Source organism: Desulfonauticus submarinus, from assembly GCF_900104045.1.
GTDB classification, from domain to species: domain Bacteria; phylum Desulfobacterota; class Desulfovibrionia; order Desulfovibrionales; family Desulfonatronovibrionaceae; genus Desulfonauticus; species Desulfonauticus submarinus.
Map to the genome: position 1 here is coordinate 75,393 of NZ_FNIN01000007.1, position 19,239 is coordinate 94,631.

Consider the following 19,239-nt stretch of genomic DNA (forward strand, 5'->3'; position numbering starts at 1 on the left):
GTTATGAAGATAGGCTATAAAATAATGAGTTTAACAACAATGCTGTTAGTATTGGCAGTAGGTGTTATCATTGGCATTGTTTTTTATAATTTTCACGCCCAAAAAGAGTTTGCGGAGAAACAAGTTGATAACTTTGGTATAGAGGTTGTTAATTTAGTTAGTAAAAGTGGTAATGAGATTGCTAATTCTTTTGAAAAAGAGTTTTACTTAGAGAAAAAAAATTTTTTAAAAGCTGAGGTGGATACACTTGTTTCAGGTATTAGACATATTATAAAGACAGGGCGAGAAGCTGGATTGAGTGAAGAAGAAATCAAGGAAAGAGTCAAGAAATGTGTTGCTGATATGCGGTATGGTCCCCATAAAAAGGGTTATTTTTGGATAAACGACATGCAATATAGAGCTGTGATGCATCCTATTAAACCCTCTTTAAATGGAAAAGATCTTTCTAAAGTAAGAGATAAGAAAGGCAAGTATTTATTTGTTGAATTTGTAAGGGTTTGTAAGGAAAAAGGTTCTGGTTTTGTAGATTATTACTGGCCTAAGCCAGGTTCTGATGTTCCGGTGCCAAAACTTTCATATGTTTATTTACTTCCAGAATTTAATTGGGTTGTAGGAACAGGAGTATATATTGATGATATCAAAGAACGAGTTAATGTAGTTAAGAGTGTTGTGCGAGATCAAATTAATAAAACAACTCAATTAAGTAAGACAAAAGTGAAAGAGATAGAAATCAAATTAGAGAAACAAATTAAACAGGTATTGACAGGTATTATAGGGATAGGCTTGGGCGTTATCATTTTGGGTCTTTTATTAGCTTATCTATTTACAAAATTTAGTATTACCGCGCCTCTGGCAAAAGCAGTGAGCTTTGCAGAAGAAATAAGCAAGGGAAATCTTAGGGCCTCTATAGATCTTAAATCAAAAGACGAAATTGGGATGTTGGCAAGTACCTTAAGTGGAATGGGTACAAAGTTAAAAGAAATGTTTAAGATAGATGATTTGCGTCATTTAGCAGATGTTTTGACTAATTCTTCTTCCCAAATGAATTCTATGTCAGATGAGTTTTCTAATAGAGCTGAGGGTATGGCTGGCAAGGCAAATACCGTAGCCACCGCAGCAGAAGAAATGAGCGTAAATATGAGCAATGTTGCTCAAGCTATGGAAGGGGTGCAAGAGGCTGCAAACACAGTGGCTACCGCAGCAGAAGAGATGAGTGCTACTATTTCTGAGATAGCCCAAAACTCTGAAAAGGCAAAAGAAATTACTTCTCAAGCTGTTCAAAGAGGAGCAGAAACTTCTGAAAGAGTAAATAAATTAGGTCAGGCTGCTGCTGAAATTTCTAAAGTAACAGAGACTATTACTGCTATCTCTTCTCAAACAAACTTACTGGCTTTAAATGCTACTATTGAGGCAGCAAGAGCTGGAGAGGCTGGTAAAGGGTTTGCTGTGGTAGCTAATGAGATTAAAGAATTAGCTCAACAAACCGCAGATGCCACAGAGGAAATTAAACATAGGATAGGAGAAATTCAAAAGGCAACAGATGTTACAGTAGAAGATATTCAATCTATTACTGAAGTTATAAATGATATAGATTCGATTATTTCCACAATAGCAGCTGCGGTAGAAGAGCAATCCGTAACTACAAGAGATATTGCTCAAAATATTGGAAATATATCTGAAAATATTTCTCAGGCAGGAGAAAATGTAAGTCAGAGCTCTACTGTTGCTCAAGACATTGCAAAAGATATTGCAGAGGTGAATATGGAAGTAAATGAGATGGCTAATAGTAGTTCACAGTTAAAGCAAAGCGCAGAAGAACTTATGGAATTAGCAAAGAGATTAAAAGAAATTACAAAGAGTTTTACTATTTAAATAAAGAGGTGTAATATGGAAGGTGATATTCAAAAAAGGATAGGTCCTTTTCAAGCCTCCTGTTTTTATATTGGGGAGGCTTTATGTGGTATAGATATAAATTTAGTTCAAGAGATTAATAAACAAATTAATTATACAGTTGTGCCTCATTCTCCTGATTATGTGCTTGGTATTATGAATTTAAGAGGAAGGATAGTGACTATTATTGATTTTGGTAAAAAATTAGGGTTAGGAAATACTAAAATTACAGATGATACAAGAATTATTATTGTTAACTCTAAAGAAGAACAAATAGGACTTATGGTTGATAAGATAACAGATGTAATAAATGGAAAATGGGAGGAGGTTTCTCCTCCTCCTGCTAATATTAAGGGAATTCAAGGTAGATACTTTTTAGGGGTATGTAAGGCACGCAACAAGTTAGTTGCTCTTTTAAATGTAGAAGAAGCTTTAGCAGATGAAACAAAGGGAAGTTAAGTGACCAAAAAACCTCCACTTATTTTAGTAGTAGATGATTCTGTCTTAAATAGAAAAATATTGGAGACCCTTTTACAAGATGAGGGCTACGAAGTAGTTGAAGCAGGAAGTGGAAAGGAGTGTTTTGATTTAGCTAAGAAGTTAAAACCAGATCTTATTTTGTTAGATATAATGATGCCAGGAGAAGATGGCTTGGAGACGTGTAGGCGTCTAAAGCAAGATCCATCTACTCAAGAAATACCTGTTATCTTTATTTCAGCTTTAAGTGAGAATAGATATATTGTGCGCGGGTTGGAATTAGGTGGGGTTGACTATATAGTAAAACCTTTTTCCAATCCAGAAGTTTTAGCAAGGGTAAAAGTTCATTTGGGATTAAAATTTGCTAGAGAGCAACTCATAGAAGCTCAAGCAGAAAAGTTAAACTCAATAAAAGATGCTCAGGATTCTCTTCTTATTTCTCCTAAAGATTTGCCTGAAGCAAAGTTTGCTTATGTATATAGATCTTTAAAAGAAGCTGGAGGAGATTTTTTAGATGTTTTAAAGCTTGGAGAAAAACAGTTTTTATATATTCTAGGAGATATTAGTGGTCATGACTTGGGAGTTGGATACTATCTTTCTGCTTTAAAAGCTCTTTGTCAGCAGAATTTTGAGTTATTTACTCCTATTAGAGATGGTCTTAATATGATTAATAAAATTAGCAAAAAGATTTTTTATCCTGGTCAATATGTTACAGCTAATTTTGTAATGTTAAATTTTAGTAGCCAGATTTTATATTTTTATAATGCGGCCCACTATCCATTACTTTTATTAAGAGATAATAAGGTAAAAGAAATTTATTCAGAAGGTGATGTTTTAGGTGCTTTTGATAATTTTTTTATAGAAGAAACTATTCTAGAAGTAGAAAAAGGAGATAGAGTATTTTTATTTACTGATGGCTTGCTTGGATGTTCTTTAAAATTTAAAGATAAAATAGAAAGATTAAAAGATGTTATATTAAAATTTAAAAAATTTTCATTGAAAGATCAGATAGATTTTGTTGTGCGAGAAATGATAGGAAATAGGAAGATAGATGATGACTTAACATTTTTGGGAATAGAAATATAAAAAATATAAATGAATCTGAAAATTTTTAAATATAATTTTTTTTTAAAAGTATCTTTTTATGCTGATTTAAATTGTATAGCTAGTGTAATGGAATGCGTTCTTGATTTTTTAAAAGGATGGAACATAGATGTTTCGGATTTTAAGTTAAATTTAATCTTGAGAGAAGCATTAAATAATGCTATAATTCATGGTGCCCGTTTAGATAAAAAAAAGAAAATTTTATTTTGGTTAAAAAAAGAGAAAAAAAGGCTTTATTTTTTTATTCGAGATCCAGGAGCTGGTTTTAATTTTTTGTCTTTTGGGAAAAAGCCAGAAGAATTTTGTCCTAGAGGGTGGGGAATTTATCTTATTCGACATTATAGCTCTGGGTGCAGATTTTTTTATCCAGGAAATAAATTTCTTTTTTGGGTAGATTTAGAAGAAAGTAAAAAAAATAGATTATAAGGAGGATTCTTACATTGCCGTTAAAGGTTTTAGTTGTAGATGATACTATTGTATATCGTAAGATTTTGAGCGATGTATTTGCTCAGATTCCAGAAGTGACAGTAGTAGGCAGTGCAAATAATGGAAAGGTCGCTCTTGCTAGAATAGAGAGTTTAAAACCAGACTTGGTGACTTTAGATGTAGAAATGCCCATTATGGATGGGCTTCAGACCTTAGAAGAGATTAGAAAAAGGAAGTTAGATGTTGGCGTTATAATGGTGAGTACCCTTACTAAAAGGGGTAGTCAGATCACTATGCGAGCACTGGAATTAGGTGCTTTTGATTTTATTACCAAACCAGATCACGCCAAACAAGAGGAGAATTTTCAAGAATTATTAAAAGTTTTAGGTCCAAAAGTTAAGGCTTATTTGCGTAGGCTAGAGATAAAAAAAGCCCTTAAATCTGGACAAAAAGTTACTAATGCTGGACAGTTAGAAAAATTTGAGACCAAGGATAAAGTTTATAGAAAGCGCACAGTAACAACAAGAGTAGAAAAATCTCAAATTGTGGCCATAGGAGTATCCACAGGCGGCCCAAATGCTCTTAGTACTATGCTTCCTATGCTTCCGGGCAATTTGGGGGTCCCTGTAGTTTTGGTTCAACATATGCCCCCAGTATTTACTAAGTCTTTGGCAGAGAGTTTAAATTCTAAATGTGCTTTACAAGTTAAGGAAGCAGAAGAGGGAGAAGAAATAAAGCCAAATGTGATTTATATTGCTCCTGGTGGGAAACAAATGAAAATTGTAAGGGGAGCAGGTAAACAAGTAGTGATAAAAATTACAGATGATCCTCCAGAAAATAATTGTAAGCCTGCTGTGGATTATTTGTTTCGTTCTGTGGCTAAGGAATATAAATCTAAAGCCACAGGAGTGGTAATGACAGGTATGGGTAATGATGGAACGCTTGGTTTAAAGGTAATGAAATCTTTTGGAGCTATAACCATTGCCCAAGATGCTGAAACATGTGTGGTTTATGGTATGCCAAAATCTGCTATAGAAGCAGGGGTTGTAGATATTATTGCTCCATTGGATAAAATTGCTGAAGAAATCGTAAAAACAGTTAAGCTTGCATGAAAATAAAGCCTGAAGAATTCAAAGTTCTTACCCAGTATATCTATAAGATATCTGGCATATTCCTTGATCCATCAAAAGCATATTTGTTGGAGACAAGGTTAAAATCTCTTTTAGAACAAGAAAAGGCTAGTTCTTATTTAGAACTTTATAAAAAAGCTCTTGCTGATCCTACAAAACGTATAGAAAAAGCAATAATAGATGCTATAACAACAAAGGAAACACTTTTCTTTAGAGATCAAGCTCCTTTTGATTTATTAAAATTTAAAATTTTGCCTGATTTGATTGATAGAAGATCAAAAACAACATCTAAGCATTTACCTATAAAAATTAGAATATGGAGTGCTGCTTGTTCCACAGGGCAAGAAGTATATAGTATTGCTATAGCAATTAAAGAAACTATTCCAGATTTAGAAAAGTACAACATTACAATTTTGGGTACAGATATATCTGATGAAGCTATTGCAAAGGCAAGTTATGGCAAATATAATAAGTTTGAAATAGAAAGAGGTCTTCCGCCAGATAAGTTGAGAAAATATTTTGATCCAACTCCAGATGGTCAATGGAGAATAAAAGATGAAATAAGATTTATGGCTAATTTTAGGAAAATTAACTTAATGAAGCCTTTTTCTATCTTAGGTAAATTTGATATAATTTTTTGTAGAAATGTAGCCATTTATTTTGCTCCTGAGGATAAAAAAAAGTTATTTGAAAGAATTGCTCAGGTTTTGCAACCAGATGGATATTTAATTATTGGTTCTACAGAGTCTTTAGCTGGCATAACAGATCTTTTTGTTCCTAAAAGATATTTAAGAGCCATATTTTATCAATTAAAAAGTTTTAAAGGTTAACTTTAAAGTAAAAAAGTTAATTCTTTCCAAGGAATTATGTCCTTGGAGTGGATTTTATACACTAAAAAAGGGGAGAGGAGATATTGATGAAAAGTTTTGAACAGGTAAAAAAGGAGCTTTATGGAAAGAAGATTTTAGTAGCCAATAGAGGCATTCCTGCTCGAAGGATTGTTCGATCGATTTATGAATTAAAAGCTATTCCTGTTATGACTGCAACTAATGTAGACAAAACAGCGCCCTTTACTTCTGGGGCAATGGATTTGCTTTTGTTAGGTGAAGATCCAAGAGCATATTTAAACATAGATATTATTATAGCAAAGGCAAAAGCTAAAGGTATCATTGCAATACACCCTGGATGGGGTTTTGCTTCAGAAAACGAATCTTTTCCAGAAAAATGTAAAGAAGCTGGAATTATTTTTATAGGCCCAGAGGCTAATTCTATGCGCCTTTTGGGCAATAAAGTTGAAGTTAGAAGATTGGCAAAAAAACTTGGTATTCCTGTAGTTCCAGGGTCAGAGGAAGCTGTTACTCTTGAAGAGGCTAAAGAAATAGCAGAAGATATAGGTTATCCTATTATGTTAAAGGCAGAAGGGGGTGGTGGTGGAAGAGGAATTTATGAAGTGTATAAAGAGAGCCAGTTGGAGAGTGCTTTTGTCAAAGCTTCTACCCAAGCTCAAGCTGCTTTTGGTAATCCTAGGTTGTATGTAGAAAAGTTTCTTCCTTCGGTTCGACATATAGAAATTCAAGTTATAGCAGATAAATATGGAAATGTTTTTGCTTTTGATGAGCGGGATTGTACTGTGCAAAGAAATCATCAAAAGCTTATTGAAATTACTCCTTCTCCATGGTCAAAGATGACCAAAGACTTAAGACAAGAATTAAAAGAATATGCTGTTAAATTGATTAAAGAAGTTGGTTATTATTCTTTGGCTACAGTAGAATTTTTAATAGATAGTGCAGGGACTCCATATCTTATTGAAGTAAATACTAGATTACAGGTAGAGCATGGAATTACTGAGTGTAGATATGGAATTGATTTAGTAGAAGAACAAATAGCAGTAGCTTTTGGTTCTAAATTGCGTTTTAATAATAGAACGGTGAAACCTTCTAATTGGGCTATGCAAGTGAGAATAAACTTAGAAGATCCTCAAAACAACTTTAGCCCAAATTCTGGTGTGATTACCCGCTATCAATCTCCAGGTGGACAAGGAGTTAGAGTAGATTCGTGCATTGGAACAGGGTATCATTTTCCTTCCCAATATGATTCTGCTGCTGCTTTACTGATAGTTTTTGGTAAAACTTGGACAAAAATTTTAAATACAATGGATAGGGCTCTTAGAGAGTATATTATAGGAGGAGTGAAAAGTACTATTCCATTCCATCGAAAAGTTATAAACCATTCTGTTTTTCAAAAAGGAGATTTTGATACTAACTTTATTTCCAATCATCCTGAAGTAATGATCTATAAAGATATGGAACCTGAATCGCTTCGACTTTCAAAGTTGGTGGCTGAGATTTCAGCAAAGGGTTATAATCCTTATTTGCAGTTAGGAGAATATAGGGGATATTCTGATAAGAGATTAGGCAGATTTTATCCTGTTCTTCCCACATTTAATCCTAAAGATTATAAATATCCTTATCCTCGTGGAGATAGAGATGCGATTTTAGATTTTATTAGAGATTCTGATTACATTCATTTTATGGATACTACGCCTAGAGACATTACCCAATCTAATAGCGGGAATAGATTTCGATTAGCTGAAGATAGGTTAATAGGCCCTTACTTAGATAATTGCGGTTTTTTCTCTATCGAAAATGGAGGAGGAGCTCACTATCATGTAGCAATGTTGGCTAATATGACGTATCCTTTTACTGAGGCTAAGGAATGGAATAGATTTGCTCCAAAAACTTTGAAGCAAATTTTGGTACGTTCTACTAATTTATTGGGATATAAACCCCAGCCTAAAAATCTAATGCATCTTACAGGGGAAATGATTTGTGAGCATTATGATGTAATTCGTTGCTTTGACTTTTTAAATCATATTGAAAATATGCGTCCTTTAGCAGAAGTTGTTTTGAGTTCAAAAAGTAATATTTTTGAACCAGCTATTTCCTTATCTTGGGCCAAAGGTTTTGATATTCCTCATTATTTAAGTGTAGTTGAGGAAATTTTAAAATTAGTAAAAGACATTAGAGGAGTATCTTTAAAAAAGGCTCAAAAGCTTATTATTTTGGGATTAAAAGACATGGCTGGAGTATGTCCTCCAGTGTTTATGAGAGAATTGGTATTGGCAATTAAAAAGAAGTACCCTGAATTGATTATTCACTATCATAGACACTATACAGATGGACTTTTTGTGCCAGCAGTAGCAGAAGCTGCAAAAGCTGGGGCTAAGATAGTGGATACAGCCATTGGCGCTTCTGTTAGGTGGTATGGTCAGGGCGAGGTTTTATCTACTGCTGCTTATATGGAAGAATTGGGATTAAAGACAAATCTTAATAAAGAAATGATTCGGAAATGTAATTTTGTTTTAAAACAGATAATGCCGTATTACGATAAATATACAGCCCCTTATTTTCAAGGTATTGATTATGACGTTGTAGAACATGGAATGCCTGGTGGAGCTACATCTTCTTCTCAAGAAGGAGCAATGAAACAAGGTTATATTCACCTTTTACCCTATATGTTAAAATTTTTAGCAGGTACAAGAAAGATTGTTCGTTATCATGATGTTACACCTGGTTCACAAATAACGTGGAATACAGCATTTTTAGCAGTTACTGGAGCATATAAGAGAGGAGGAGAAGTAGAGGTTAAGAGATTGCTTAACGTATTAGAAAGAGTTGTAGAAATTCCAGAAGATAAATTGGATGAGCAAACTAAAAAAGATCGTCTTATGATTTATAGAGAAAGTAATGATGCTTTTAGAAATTTACTTTTGGGTAAATTTGGCAAGTTGCCTTTAGGATTCCCTCCGGATTGGGTTTATGAAAGTGCGTTTGGAGATAAATATAAAGAAGCTTTAGAACAGCGAACAGAAGAATCTCCTTTGGTTAAACTTCAAAATATAGATATTAAGGTTGAGAAAGAGAAATTAACAGAATTAATAGGCAGAGAGCCTAATGAAGAGGAATTAATAAATTACTTAAATCATCCAGGAGATGCGCTAAAAACAATTCAATTTAAACAAAAATTTGGAGATCCTAATAATTTGCCTTTGGATGTGTGGTTTGAAGGTTTAGAAGTAGGAGAAGAGTTAAATTTTGAAGATTCTAATGGTAAGCCTCATACAATGATTATTTTAGACATTTCTACTCCTGATGTACGAGGACATAGTGTGGTAAGATATAGCTTGGATTCTGAATTTTTTACTTATCAGGTAAAAGTAAAAGAAAGTATAGCTGCAGAAAAGGATGAGGTAGAAATGGCAGATGCTTCTAATCCTTATCATGTTGCTGCCCCTTGTAGTGGAGATTTGTGGGTAATGCATGTAAAACCAGGAGATATGGTAAAACAAGGAGAAGAACTTTTTAATATTTCAGTTATGAAGCAAGAAAAGGCGGTTTTATCTCCTGTAGATGGAATTGTAAAAAGAGTGTTAAAAGTTGCCAATTATCAAGAAGATAAAAAAATGGTTCCTGTAAAAGAAGGGGAACTTATTGTAGAGCTTATGCCAGCAAGTCAAACTTGTCCAACTTGCAGAAAACCAGTCTCCCTTTCAGATGCAAAATTTTGTCCTAATTGCGGGCAGAAGTTGAAAAAATAATTGATCTTTTAGATGTATAAAAAAACACCTAAACGCCCCTAAAAAATTTTTAGGGGCGTTTATTAGGTGATGTAAATTAAAACCCCTAAGCCAATGCTAGTTTTTATAAGCAAAAAGATATTTTAAGGCATATAAATTAGATATTTAAATTCTGCTTTTTTTCCTTCCTTATTTTTTCACAAATAGATAGTGCCTTTTAATAAGTGCTTATTCAAATAGCTAAAAGATGTGTGTGTTTTTTTTAATAAAGCAGAGGAAATAATATGTTAATATTTTTTGTATGTGTAATATTATTGTTTGGTGGATATTTTATTTATAGTAAGATAATTGACAAAATTTTTGGCTCAGATTCACACCGTATTACCCCAGCTAAAGAATTTAATGATGGTATTGATTTTGTAGAGATGTCTCCTAAAAAAATATTTTTAATCCAGTTGCTTAATATTGCAGGTTTAGGGCCAATATTTGGTCCTATATTAGGAGCATTGTATGGACCTGTTGCCTTGATATGGATTGTTCTTGGTACAATCTTCGCTGGTGGAGTTCATGATTATTTTTCAGGTATGCTTTCTATTAGATATAAAGGAGCGAGTATCCCAGACATTGTTGGAGAAACTCTTGGTTGTGGGTTTAAGCAGTTTATGAGAGTATTTTCAGTTGTTTTATTATTGCTGGTTGGAATAGTTTTTGTGCTTGGACCAGCAAAACTTCTTGCTAATCTTTCGGGGGTAAGCACAGCTTTATGGGTAGCTATTATTTTTGCTTATTATTTTATAGCCACAATTCTTCCAATTGATAAAATTATTGGCAAAATTTATCCTTTTTTTGGAGCAATATTAGTTTTTATGGCTGTGGGATTGATCTCTGCATTGATGATAAAAGGATATCATTTATATCCCGAAGCTTCTTTAGTAAATTCACACCCAAGACATTTACCTTTATGGCCCTTGATGTTTATAACTATTGCCTGTGGTGCTATTAGCGGATTTCATTCAACACAATCTCCTATGATGGCAAGATGCTTGCCCAATGAGAAATATGGTCGAGTGGTGTTTTATGGAGCAATGATTGGTGAAGGTTTAATTGCCTTGATTTGGGCCACAATGGGTATGTCGTTTTACCATAATGCAGAAGCTTTAAATGCTGTTCTAGTAAAAGGCGGACCTGCTTTGGTAGTTAAAGATATATCTACTACTTTGCTGGGTACAATAGGAGGAGTGTTTGCAATTCTTGGTGTTGTTGTACTTCCTATTACTTCTGGGGATACAGCTTTTCGTAGTGCAAGACTTATAATTGCAGAATTCTTTAAAATTTCTCAAAAACAAGGGATGAAAAGATTATTAATCGCAGTTCCTCTTTTTATTGTGGGTTTCATAATTTCAAAATCCAACTTTAGCGTTATATGGAGATATTTTGGTTGGGCAAACCAAACACTTGCCACAGTTACACTTTGGTCTGCTGCTGCATATCTTATTAAAAAAGATAAGTTGCACTGGGTAGCAACAATACCTGCAACGTTTATGACAGCTGTGGTTGTAACCTACCTTGCTTATGCTAAGATTGGCTTTGGATTAAATTTAAACACTGCTACCACAATAGGTATTGTTGGGGCAATATTATCTTTTATAGTATTTGTGTTAAAGTTTAAATTTTTTAAAATTGGGGAGAGATGGTAATTCGCTCCTAAGTTGACAGGGGCGGATAAATACCGTACTTTTAAGGATAAAATGGGGCAGGCCACGAACTTTCCTGTGATTCTGGGGCTTGAAGTCCGTGGGATTGTTCGAAGTTGTCTGAACGTTGTCGGGAAGAAGAGAAGGGGATTGCTATGTTGACCACTGTAACTGGCCCTCTGCTCGGTGGCATCGGGATTTTTTTTGTCGGCGCCTATATGGTCAGTCAGAATTTGAAAAATATGACCTCCCGCCGGCTGCGTCAATTGTTCGCTCGATTTACCCGCCGCGATTTGCAATCAGCTGCGATCGGCTTTATGTCAGGGCTGATTACCCAGAGTACCTCGGTTAGTACCTTCATTATGGGTGGCCTCTCGGCCAGTGGTCTGGTGCGAGTGCGCAATGCTTTGCCTGTGGTTTTTTGGGCCAATGCCGGTTGTTCCTTGCTGGTGGCTATCTCGGTTATCGATATTCGCTACCTAGTTTTTCTTCTGCTTTTTGTTTCCGGAGTCTGTATGGCCTTTGAGAAACCAGCTTCTCTGCGTTTTCCTGTTCGGGCCTTGTTCGGCATCGGTTTGCTTTTTTTGGGGTTGCAGTTTATCCAGCAGGGGGCAGCGCCGCTGACAGGGATGCCCTGGGTGCGCAAGCTTCTGGTTTCTTCACACGGTTCCATTATCCTGGCCTTTTTTCTTGGCACTGGTCTTACTGTAGTGACTCAGACCTATATTGGTGTAGTGATTATCGCCGTGACGATGGTCAAGGCAGGGGTCTTTTCACTTGAACAGGTGATGATGCTAACTTATGGAGCCGAACTCGGATCGAGCGTAGTGACTTTGCTGCTTTCGTCTGGCATTCGGGGAACTGCAAAGCAGCTTATTATGTCTCAGGTTTTTTTCAATTATATGTCAGTGGGAGTGATGGTGGCCCTTTTCTACCTTGAATATTGCACTGGCATTCCTTTGGTCAAGGCCCTGATTAAGAGTCTTAGCTCTGATCCCGATAAAGAGATCGTCTGTCTTGTTATCTTTTACAATTTTGCCATTCCGATGCTTTCCTTTTTCTGCTACGATTGGATCTATGCGCTTCTGAATCGTTTTTGGCCTCCGACCCGAGAGGAAATGCTGGCCAAGATCAAATTTATCAAGGATCATTCTTTAGATGATCCTGCGGCGGCATTGATGATGGTTGAAAAGGAGCTATTGCGTTTGGTTCGGCGTTTTCCCGAATATCCTGCAGCAGTGAAAAAGAGCCTTAACAGAGGAGGAAAGGAAGAAGTTGACGGGATTACTCATTATCATACCGCTTTTGTTGATATCAACCGGGAGATCGCCTATACTCTCAGCGATATAGCCAAGCTTGAACTTGACTCCGACTCAAGTACCGAGCTTTTGAAATTGTTTAATATCCAAGAGCTGATTGTCACCCTAGAGCAGAACCTGGCAGATTTAGCTCCCATGGTCGAATTGAGCATGCGGACTGAGAGTCTTAAACAGTTTTATTTGCTCCTACTTGAGAGTTTGGAGTTTTTGTTGCTACAAGCGGTTGATGCCCTGGCTGGAGACGATCGTCGTGATCTCGAGATTTTGCGGGCCCTTACAGCCGTCAACAGCGAGGCTGTCAAACAGGTGCGGAGTCGCTATCTCGAAATCGGACAAAATTTAGATCTCCAGGATAAAGCCACTCTCTACAAGCTCTCTGGTCTTTTCGAGCGCACGGTCTGGCTTTTGAACCGCTTGAGTGAGTCAGTGGAACTAGGTCTTGAAAAAATAGCGACGGTTCACCCTTAATGAACTCAGAAAAATCTAATTTTTTCAATGACATAGGTTGATTTTTTACGAAACTATCACATTTTTTTATTTATTTTAAAAGCGGCATCCTGGTATGCTGTGGAAGTCCTGACATATGTATCTAGTCAATATAATATTTACGTTCTAACTTTTGATTAATTTAAAGAGAAAAATTGCCTAAAATTTAGGATTATTTTACAAATCTCTGCCATTCCTTTGCTGGAACTCCTTTTTTCATCTACTGATATTATTTCTCGTTCTTCGTTAGAAAAGATATTGTTTGTGATGTGTGATTTTGGTTGACGTCTAAGCTAAGCTGCTGACATGAGCGCAGCGAAATGGCGGCCTGGTGCACCCTTTTGTTAGCCTTTCTTTTCTCTACTTTCTCTTATAATATCAACAATTTCTGATGTAGATACACCTAGATTAATCCCAGGAACATCTAAAGGTGAGCGCTTTTCAATAAGAGGTTTTATTACAAATACTTGGCCATCTTTTCGTTTTACTAATACTTCTCCTTCAGTTGCAGCCTGTTCCAAAATCTTTGCAAATTTTTGACGGGCTTCTGAATATGTATATAACGCTCCCATATTATTTTACCTCAATTACTTCTATTGATAATGTCTTTGCTACATTTAATAATTTCTTATCTAAAGTTATAAGTGGAGAATTATACTTCTGACAACATCTTAATAAATAAGCATCATAACAATACATATTTGTTTCTTTAGCTATCTTGAGAGATTTTTCTAATTCAACATCTACAAATCTTATTGGAATTTTTTTAAATATAGCAAGAGCTTTATTCACTTCCTTAAAATATGCTTTTCCCCTACGAAACATTGCGGAAAAAGCGTTGCCAATCTCCCAATATACAGAACTTGGAGTCAATAAAGTTGTTCCTTCTGTAATTTTTACAATTTTCTGTTTTTCTGGTTCGTTAGCAATTACAGCTATAATAACCGATGTATCAACTACAACTTTCACTTTTACAACCTTATCTTTTGTTCAATTGTACAATGACATTATAATAGCAAAAAATTTTTTTCAACTCTTTTTTTCAACGGGGATATGAATTTTTATAAAGCTAACGACTAGGGGCACTTGCCGCTGTGAAGCGCAAGCGGAACAGCGGTCAAGTGGATCCATTTGTTAGCCAAGTTAATTTTTTCAAAATTATTAATAAAAAGAACGGTAAAGAGATTAGTACTACATACAAGATAATTACCAATAAAATTGGTCTATATCTAGAGAAGAATTCACGGATAAAATGAATTCTTGACAAATTAACATGGTTTTCTGAACTAATTGATGCTTCAATTGCCATATCTCTGTCCATCGTAATTGCATGTGTTATCATATTAGCTCCAACCGACCCGCCCACAAACATTAAAAAAATTTTTATTAAAAAAAGTATATCCAAAAAGTTTGAAACATCTTGTTTAGTAATTTTCAACGTATCTGGCATAATATTGGGATTATTTTTTATCCCTTCAAGGTGTAAGAATATTTTTAATGTCTCTTTTTCAAGACGCTCTGAGAGACCTAAAATAGCTCCTGAAAAAAATACAATCAACAATCCTAATATTAAGTACTCCAAAGGCCGCCGCGGAGGATTTCTATAACTTAAAAATAATATCATTATGATTGGAAGACACAAAATAATAAGAATAATTAGCACTATTATTAATTGTTGGCTATGAATCATGATTTTAAAGATAGGCCGTTTTGTTAGTCCCACAATCTACATGTTTTTATAAAATTACCATACTATAAGGCATCATTTATCCTTTAACAAAGACTAACGACCAAGGTCACTTGCCGCTATGGAGCGCAGTGGAATAGCGGTCAGGTGGAGCAAATTGTTAACCGATTTATTCTTCTATTACTTCCATAAGTGCCTTTACTATTTTGGGATGTAATGTTTTGCCCTTGTGAAACGGCAAAATAAATCTTTCTTTATCTTTTCGATAAATTTTATGACTCCCCTTAGTCCTCACATGTTCAAATCCAGCTTTTAGGAGCATTCTTTCAGCTTCTTCAGCTATTAATCGTGGTAACTTAGGCAACTTTAACCTCCATAGAGGTCGTCAATATCTCCTTGCTCAGACAATACACTCTTTCATCTGGGGGTAGAGTTTCTAAATAAAGTTCTATAGCCTCTTTTATATTCTCAAGCACTTCTTCAAGAGAATCCCCCTCGGTATGGCAACCTTTCAATTCAGGACAAAAAGCATAATACCCATACTCATCTTTCTCTATTATAATATTTACTTTCATTTTTCTTTCTCCAACATATATCTATTTGCGGTTAACGACTAAGCTCAGCCGCGGCGTTTAGCCGTCGGCTGAAGCACTTTGTTAGCCTCTTTTGCTATTTCAGATTTTCCACCAATAATAAACAGCCCCAATAGCTCGTTTTTTTTAATACCCTTATTACTTTCACCTAAATCTGCTCGCATCTCCATAAATAGTTTATCAATAAGTAGCAATCCTTTTATAGGATCCTCATCTGCTGCTGCAGACCGCCAGTTACTAAAAGCCTTGACGACACCAGGTCCTCCATAAATTAGAATCTTAGATGTAAATTTATAAAAGAATTCTTCAATATTTTCCGGTAAAATATCATCACCCCTTTTCCCTTCTTTGGTATTCCGCATTAGCTCAATTACCATATCCAAAAATTCATTATAAACCTCTGCTTTTTTCTCTCTATGTGCTTCAAATGCTACCCTTTCTTTAGCTTTTCTAGCATTGAGAGATGCGATATATACTGATGATATTATTGTTGTTGCACCAGCTATAATTGCAGCACCTACGCTAGGGTTTATTCTAGTAAACGATTTAGCTAAGCAGATAATTAGTAGGTATCCCCCGTATCCTAAACCTGCTAATAGTATAAATCCAAATACTGTCGATATAGTTTTTTTCACTTTAAGCCCCATTAAGGCTAACGTCTAGGGTCACTTGCCGACAAGACGCAAGGCCGAAGGGAGTAGCGAAATGGCGGCCTGGTGCAGACCTTATGCTAAAAAGTAGTTTACGATTCCAAGCCTGCCAACATATAACACTAGGGTTGACCTTAAACCTCATATACCAGGAGATAACTTATGAAACAACATAAATATATTAGAAAAACTTCTTTTAAAGGTAAAGACTTTTTCATTGGAATTGATGTGCATAAAAAAGCTTGGTATATCTCTATTAGACATAATGGACTTCTTATTAAATTTTTTGCTATGGACCCTGTGCCTGAGATTTTAGTTAATTCCTTAAATAAAAACTATCCTAACGCTAATTTCTTTATGGCCTATGAAACTGGGAGATTTGGGTTTTGGATATATAGAAAATTTAAAAAACTAGGTGTTAAATGTATGGTGGTAAATCCTGCTGATATACCTTCTACTCATAAAGAAAAAGATAAAAAATCTGATAAAATAGACTCTCATAAATTAGCTAGGGAGTTGGAAAATAATAACCTTAACCCTATATATGTGCCGCCTCCAGAGTCTCAACACTTAAGATCTTTGGTGAGATTATATCTAAATTACACTAAAAATATCACTAGAACCAAAAACCAGATTAAAAGTTTTTTGGATTACAATGGCATTACATTACCAAAACATACATCTTCCTGGTCTAATAATTTTATTAACTATCTATATTCCATAACAATTGATAATAGACCAGGAGATAAGACCTTATATAAATAACTCTCATTTTAAAGAGACCTTTGATCTTCTAAGAACAGTTACAGGAATAGGCTCTAAAATAGGTTTTATCATCTTGTCAGAAATTATAGACATGAAAAGATTTAAAAACTTTGATCAATTAAAATCATATGTGGGACTTACTCCTTCAGTATATTCTTCAGGAAATACCCATTATGAATATGGCCTTAGCCTTAGAAAGAATTCCAGATTAAAATATGCATTAATAGAGGCCTCATGGGTTGCAATTAGAAAAGACCCAGCACTACTAGAGAGTTATAATAAATTAATAACCAGAATGAAGAAACAACAAGCTATAATTAGAATATCCAAAAAGCTTTTATCTAGAATAAGATATGTATTAAATAAACAACCTTATGTAACAGGTATAGTAGAATAAATTAATGCATTCAAAGCTTGGCAGACCGCAAACAATCGGATGCGAGAGAATTTTATACCTCTCGCTAAGGTGCAGACTGCGGCTGCCATTAAAATGTCTTAATTCTACGTCATGCAGTAGGGTAAAATCCCTAACTGTTAATAATAGCTTGCAGAAATATTTATTCTATTACTCCTTATAAATTAAAAAGGAGTGAGATCCATGCTTTAGCAAAATTTTTTCAAAAAAACTTACTCGCTAGATTGACTTTTTACATAATAGTGCTTTGTTAGCGATCCCAAAGGTATCTATTAAGAAATTCTTGGATGATAGTTTTAGGGAAACAATGCCCTTTGCTGTGAGTTTGACAGGAAACATTTTTAATATTTGAGAAATAATTACAAGTTAATTTTTTTTCTGCCTCAATTCTATAAGTACGCACTTCCCTTATCCCGTATGTAAATAGAAAGTTTGTAGTTGATTTTTTAATTTTTTGTTTAATTTTTTTATTATTAAATTGTTTGAATAGATTTGGTATAATGATTTGTTTATAGCCTGCCCATTCTACCTTTTCGTTAATAATGCTAAAACCTGAAGAAATAATTGCAATATCAGGTTCTGCTTGTAATGCAGCAAGAAGTGTAGCCCTCCCGCTTTGAGAAAGACCTGCTAGAATAATTTTATCGTATTTCTTCTTTAAATATTTTATTATAGCAATACTGTTAGTTATGTAGTATGCAGAATATGATCCTCCATAATTCAATAGATAGGAAATTATAAAATCATAATTAAGTTTATTTTTTCCATTATGAAATGCTAATATATCTTCATTTGGTTTTATTAAAACATAGCTATCTATATTCTTGCCTAAGGCATCTATTATTCCATAATGATAATTAGATGAGTTGTTTTTATAAATTTGAGATGATTGATTTTCTCCAGAACCAGGGATGATCAGAGCGGCTATGTGTAGATCTAACTCATTCAGTGGGGCATAGGCATAAGCATAATATTTCTCCTCATTAATTTTGTAAGACAGTTTAAGAACTTTTTCTTTACCTTGATTTATCTTTAAATATACTGCTTCAGTAATCATAATTTGTTTATAAATGTCATTATAAAAGTTATTATATGGAAATATAATAGAGTGAAGTATTCTATGTAGTTCGTCTAACGAGTTAATTGGCTTGTATATCATTTCTCCTTCGATAAGTGGATCTGTGAAGGCAACTCGTAAAAGTTCTTTTTCGCCCGAATAGACAGGTTTATTGCTAATATTTATATTTTTCTTAAAGATTATTTTTATGTCTTTAAGTATAGTAAATGGAGGCCAATGATATACACCTACCCCAACCCCATATGTGAATGTAATTGAAAGTAGTAATAAGAAAAATACGATTTTTCTAATTTTCAAACTTTGCGTGCTTTGTATATTCGCTTTTTTCATACTATTCCCTTTTTTCATTAACGCTAAGGTCAGCGGCGAGCGAGTAGCGAGTCCGCTGGACCGCCTTGTTAGATTACTTTATTATTTCTATAATTCTATTTATTACTTCTTGCAGCTTATGAATTTTCAAACTACCTATTTTATATAAAATTATATCTTTATCTGCTGTAAATATTTTATTAGGTCTTATATTACTTTCTTGTCTTAAGCCTCCTGCTGCAAAGTCATCATCTTTTAGGTCTATTGCATACTTATCTTTTATATTTTTACTTGTTATTTGACACAAAATTAAATCATATCCTTCTAAATTTGAAATTATTAATGCTGGTCTTCTTTTGCTTCCGCTTAAATCAGAAAAAGGAAAAGGAATAACCACTACATCTCCTTTTATAAATTTTTCCATGCTTCATCTTCCTCTGGAAGAAGCCAATCTTTTGATAGAGATTGCTCACTTAAATATAGGGTTTCTTTTCTTTGAGCTTTTAATTGCAAATATTCTATAAAATCCATTAGTTCTTTTTTATATATCAATGGTAGTTCTCGTATTTTTTCTAATAATTTTTCTTCATCTCGAAGTTCTACTTCCATTTTTTGTTTTCTCCTTTTTATTAATCTAACG

The 19,239-nt window shown here is 34.4% G+C and carries 20 protein-coding genes; 11 read left to right on the forward strand and 9 right to left on the reverse strand.

Features of this window, described 5'->3' with window-relative positions; translation table 11 throughout:
* Positions 1-3 precede the first annotated feature (3 nt).
* The 9 genes from BLP60_RS07285 to BLP60_RS07325 all read left to right on the forward strand — a co-directional run bounded on the left by BLP60_RS07285 (position 4) and on the right by BLP60_RS07325 (position 13,084).
* Positions 4-1,872 (forward strand): methyl-accepting chemotaxis protein, encoded by a 1,869-nt coding sequence (locus BLP60_RS07285; protein ID WP_092065549.1) that lies wholly within the window; start codon positions 4-6, stop codon positions 1,870-1,872.
* A gap of 15 nt (positions 1,873-1,887) precedes the next feature.
* On the forward strand, positions 1,888-2,349 hold the full coding sequence (locus BLP60_RS07290; protein ID WP_092065551.1) for a chemotaxis protein CheW: 462 nt from the start codon (positions 1,888-1,890) through the stop codon (positions 2,347-2,349).
* Positions 2,350-3,453 carry a response regulator gene (locus BLP60_RS07295; RefSeq protein ID WP_092065553.1) on the forward strand — a complete coding sequence of 368 codons (1,104 nt, stop codon included), beginning with the start codon at positions 2,350-2,352 and terminating at the stop codon, positions 3,451-3,453.
* 9 nt (positions 3,454-3,462) lie between these two features.
* A complete protein-coding gene (locus BLP60_RS07300; protein WP_092065555.1) occupies positions 3,463-3,897 on the forward strand; it encodes an ATP-binding protein in 435 nt (144 codons plus the stop codon).
* A gap of 14 nt (positions 3,898-3,911) precedes the next feature.
* Complete coding sequence (locus BLP60_RS07305) at positions 3,912-5,009, forward strand: protein-glutamate methylesterase/protein-glutamine glutaminase (RefSeq protein ID WP_092065557.1); 1,098 nt, start codon at positions 3,912-3,914, stop codon at positions 5,007-5,009.
* Entirely contained in the window at positions 5,006-5,857 is an 852-nt protein-coding gene (locus BLP60_RS07310) for a CheR family methyltransferase (RefSeq protein ID WP_092065559.1), read from the forward strand. The genes BLP60_RS07305 and BLP60_RS07310 overlap by 4 nt, the downstream gene beginning before the upstream one ends.
* A gap of 80 nt (positions 5,858-5,937) precedes the next feature.
* Positions 5,938-9,624, forward strand: coding sequence for a pyruvate carboxylase (locus BLP60_RS07315; RefSeq protein ID WP_092065561.1), 3,687 nt, complete (start codon positions 5,938-5,940; stop codon positions 9,622-9,624).
* Positions 9,625-9,887: 263 nt separating this feature from the next.
* Complete coding sequence (locus tag BLP60_RS07320) at positions 9,888-11,300, forward strand: carbon starvation CstA family protein (RefSeq protein ID WP_092065563.1); 1,413 nt, start codon at positions 9,888-9,890, stop codon at positions 11,298-11,300.
* Between the two features lie 152 nt (positions 11,301-11,452).
* The gene (locus tag BLP60_RS07325; protein ID WP_092065565.1) at positions 11,453-13,084 is read left to right on the forward strand and encodes a Na/Pi cotransporter family protein; all 1,632 of its coding nucleotides are present in this window, start codon (positions 11,453-11,455) and stop codon (positions 13,082-13,084) included.
* A gap of 362 nt (positions 13,085-13,446) precedes the next feature.
* On the opposite strand, the gene BLP60_RS07330 is transcribed toward BLP60_RS07325, so the two are convergent.
* The 6 genes from BLP60_RS07330 to BLP60_RS07355 form a co-directional block, all read right to left on the reverse strand.
* On the reverse strand, positions 13,447-13,674 hold the full coding sequence (locus tag BLP60_RS07330; protein WP_092065567.1) for a type II toxin-antitoxin system Phd/YefM family antitoxin: 228 nt from the start codon (positions 13,672-13,674) through the stop codon (positions 13,447-13,449).
* A 1-nt stretch (position 13,675) separates the two neighbouring features.
* The gene (locus BLP60_RS07335) at positions 13,676-14,071 is read right to left on the reverse strand and encodes a type II toxin-antitoxin system VapC family toxin (protein WP_092065569.1); all 396 of its coding nucleotides are present in this window, start codon (positions 14,069-14,071) and stop codon (positions 13,676-13,678) included.
* Positions 14,072-14,219: 148 nt separating this feature from the next.
* Entirely contained in the window at positions 14,220-14,684 is a 465-nt protein-coding gene (locus tag BLP60_RS07340) for a hypothetical protein (protein ID WP_143338923.1), read from the reverse strand.
* 274 nt (positions 14,685-14,958) lie between these two features.
* On the reverse strand, positions 14,959-15,153 hold the full coding sequence (locus BLP60_RS07345) for a type II toxin-antitoxin system HicA family toxin (protein WP_092065573.1): 195 nt from the start codon (positions 15,151-15,153) through the stop codon (positions 14,959-14,961).
* The gene (locus BLP60_RS07350) at positions 15,146-15,364 is read right to left on the reverse strand and encodes a type II toxin-antitoxin system HicB family antitoxin (protein WP_092065575.1); all 219 of its coding nucleotides are present in this window, start codon (positions 15,362-15,364) and stop codon (positions 15,146-15,148) included. Before BLP60_RS07350 ends, BLP60_RS07345 begins: the two co-directional genes overlap by 8 nt.
* 44 nt (positions 15,365-15,408) lie before the next feature.
* Entirely contained in the window at positions 15,409-16,017 is a 609-nt protein-coding gene (locus BLP60_RS07355; protein ID WP_092065577.1) for a hypothetical protein, read from the reverse strand.
* Between the two features lie 177 nt (positions 16,018-16,194).
* On the opposite strand from BLP60_RS07355, the gene BLP60_RS07360 reads away from it, so the two are divergent.
* Together BLP60_RS07360 and BLP60_RS07365 are read left to right on the forward strand one after the other, a co-directional pair.
* Positions 16,195-16,797, forward strand: a complete 603-nt coding sequence (locus BLP60_RS07360; protein ID WP_092065579.1) for an IS110 family transposase — start codon at positions 16,195-16,197, stop codon at positions 16,795-16,797.
* Positions 16,760-17,194 carry a transposase gene (locus tag BLP60_RS07365; RefSeq protein ID WP_092065581.1) on the forward strand — a complete coding sequence of 145 codons (435 nt, stop codon included), beginning with the start codon at positions 16,760-16,762 and terminating at the stop codon, positions 17,192-17,194. The genes BLP60_RS07360 and BLP60_RS07365 overlap by 38 nt, the downstream gene beginning before the upstream one ends.
* A gap of 268 nt (positions 17,195-17,462) precedes the next feature.
* Here BLP60_RS07365 and BLP60_RS07370 read toward each other — a convergent pair whose 3' ends face one another.
* The 3 genes from BLP60_RS07370 to BLP60_RS07380 all read right to left on the reverse strand — a co-directional run.
* Positions 17,463-18,620, reverse strand: coding sequence for a hypothetical protein (locus BLP60_RS07370; protein ID WP_092065583.1), 1,158 nt, complete (start codon positions 18,618-18,620; stop codon positions 17,463-17,465).
* 73 nt (positions 18,621-18,693) lie between these two features.
* Positions 18,694-19,023, reverse strand: a complete 330-nt coding sequence (locus BLP60_RS07375) for a type II toxin-antitoxin system PemK/MazF family toxin (RefSeq protein ID WP_092062827.1) — start codon at positions 19,021-19,023, stop codon at positions 18,694-18,696.
* Positions 19,008-19,239 (reverse strand): DUF2281 domain-containing protein (locus tag BLP60_RS07380; protein ID WP_092065585.1); only part of this gene is annotated, 232 nt, incomplete at its 5' end. The genes BLP60_RS07380 and BLP60_RS07375, both read right to left, overlap by 16 nt.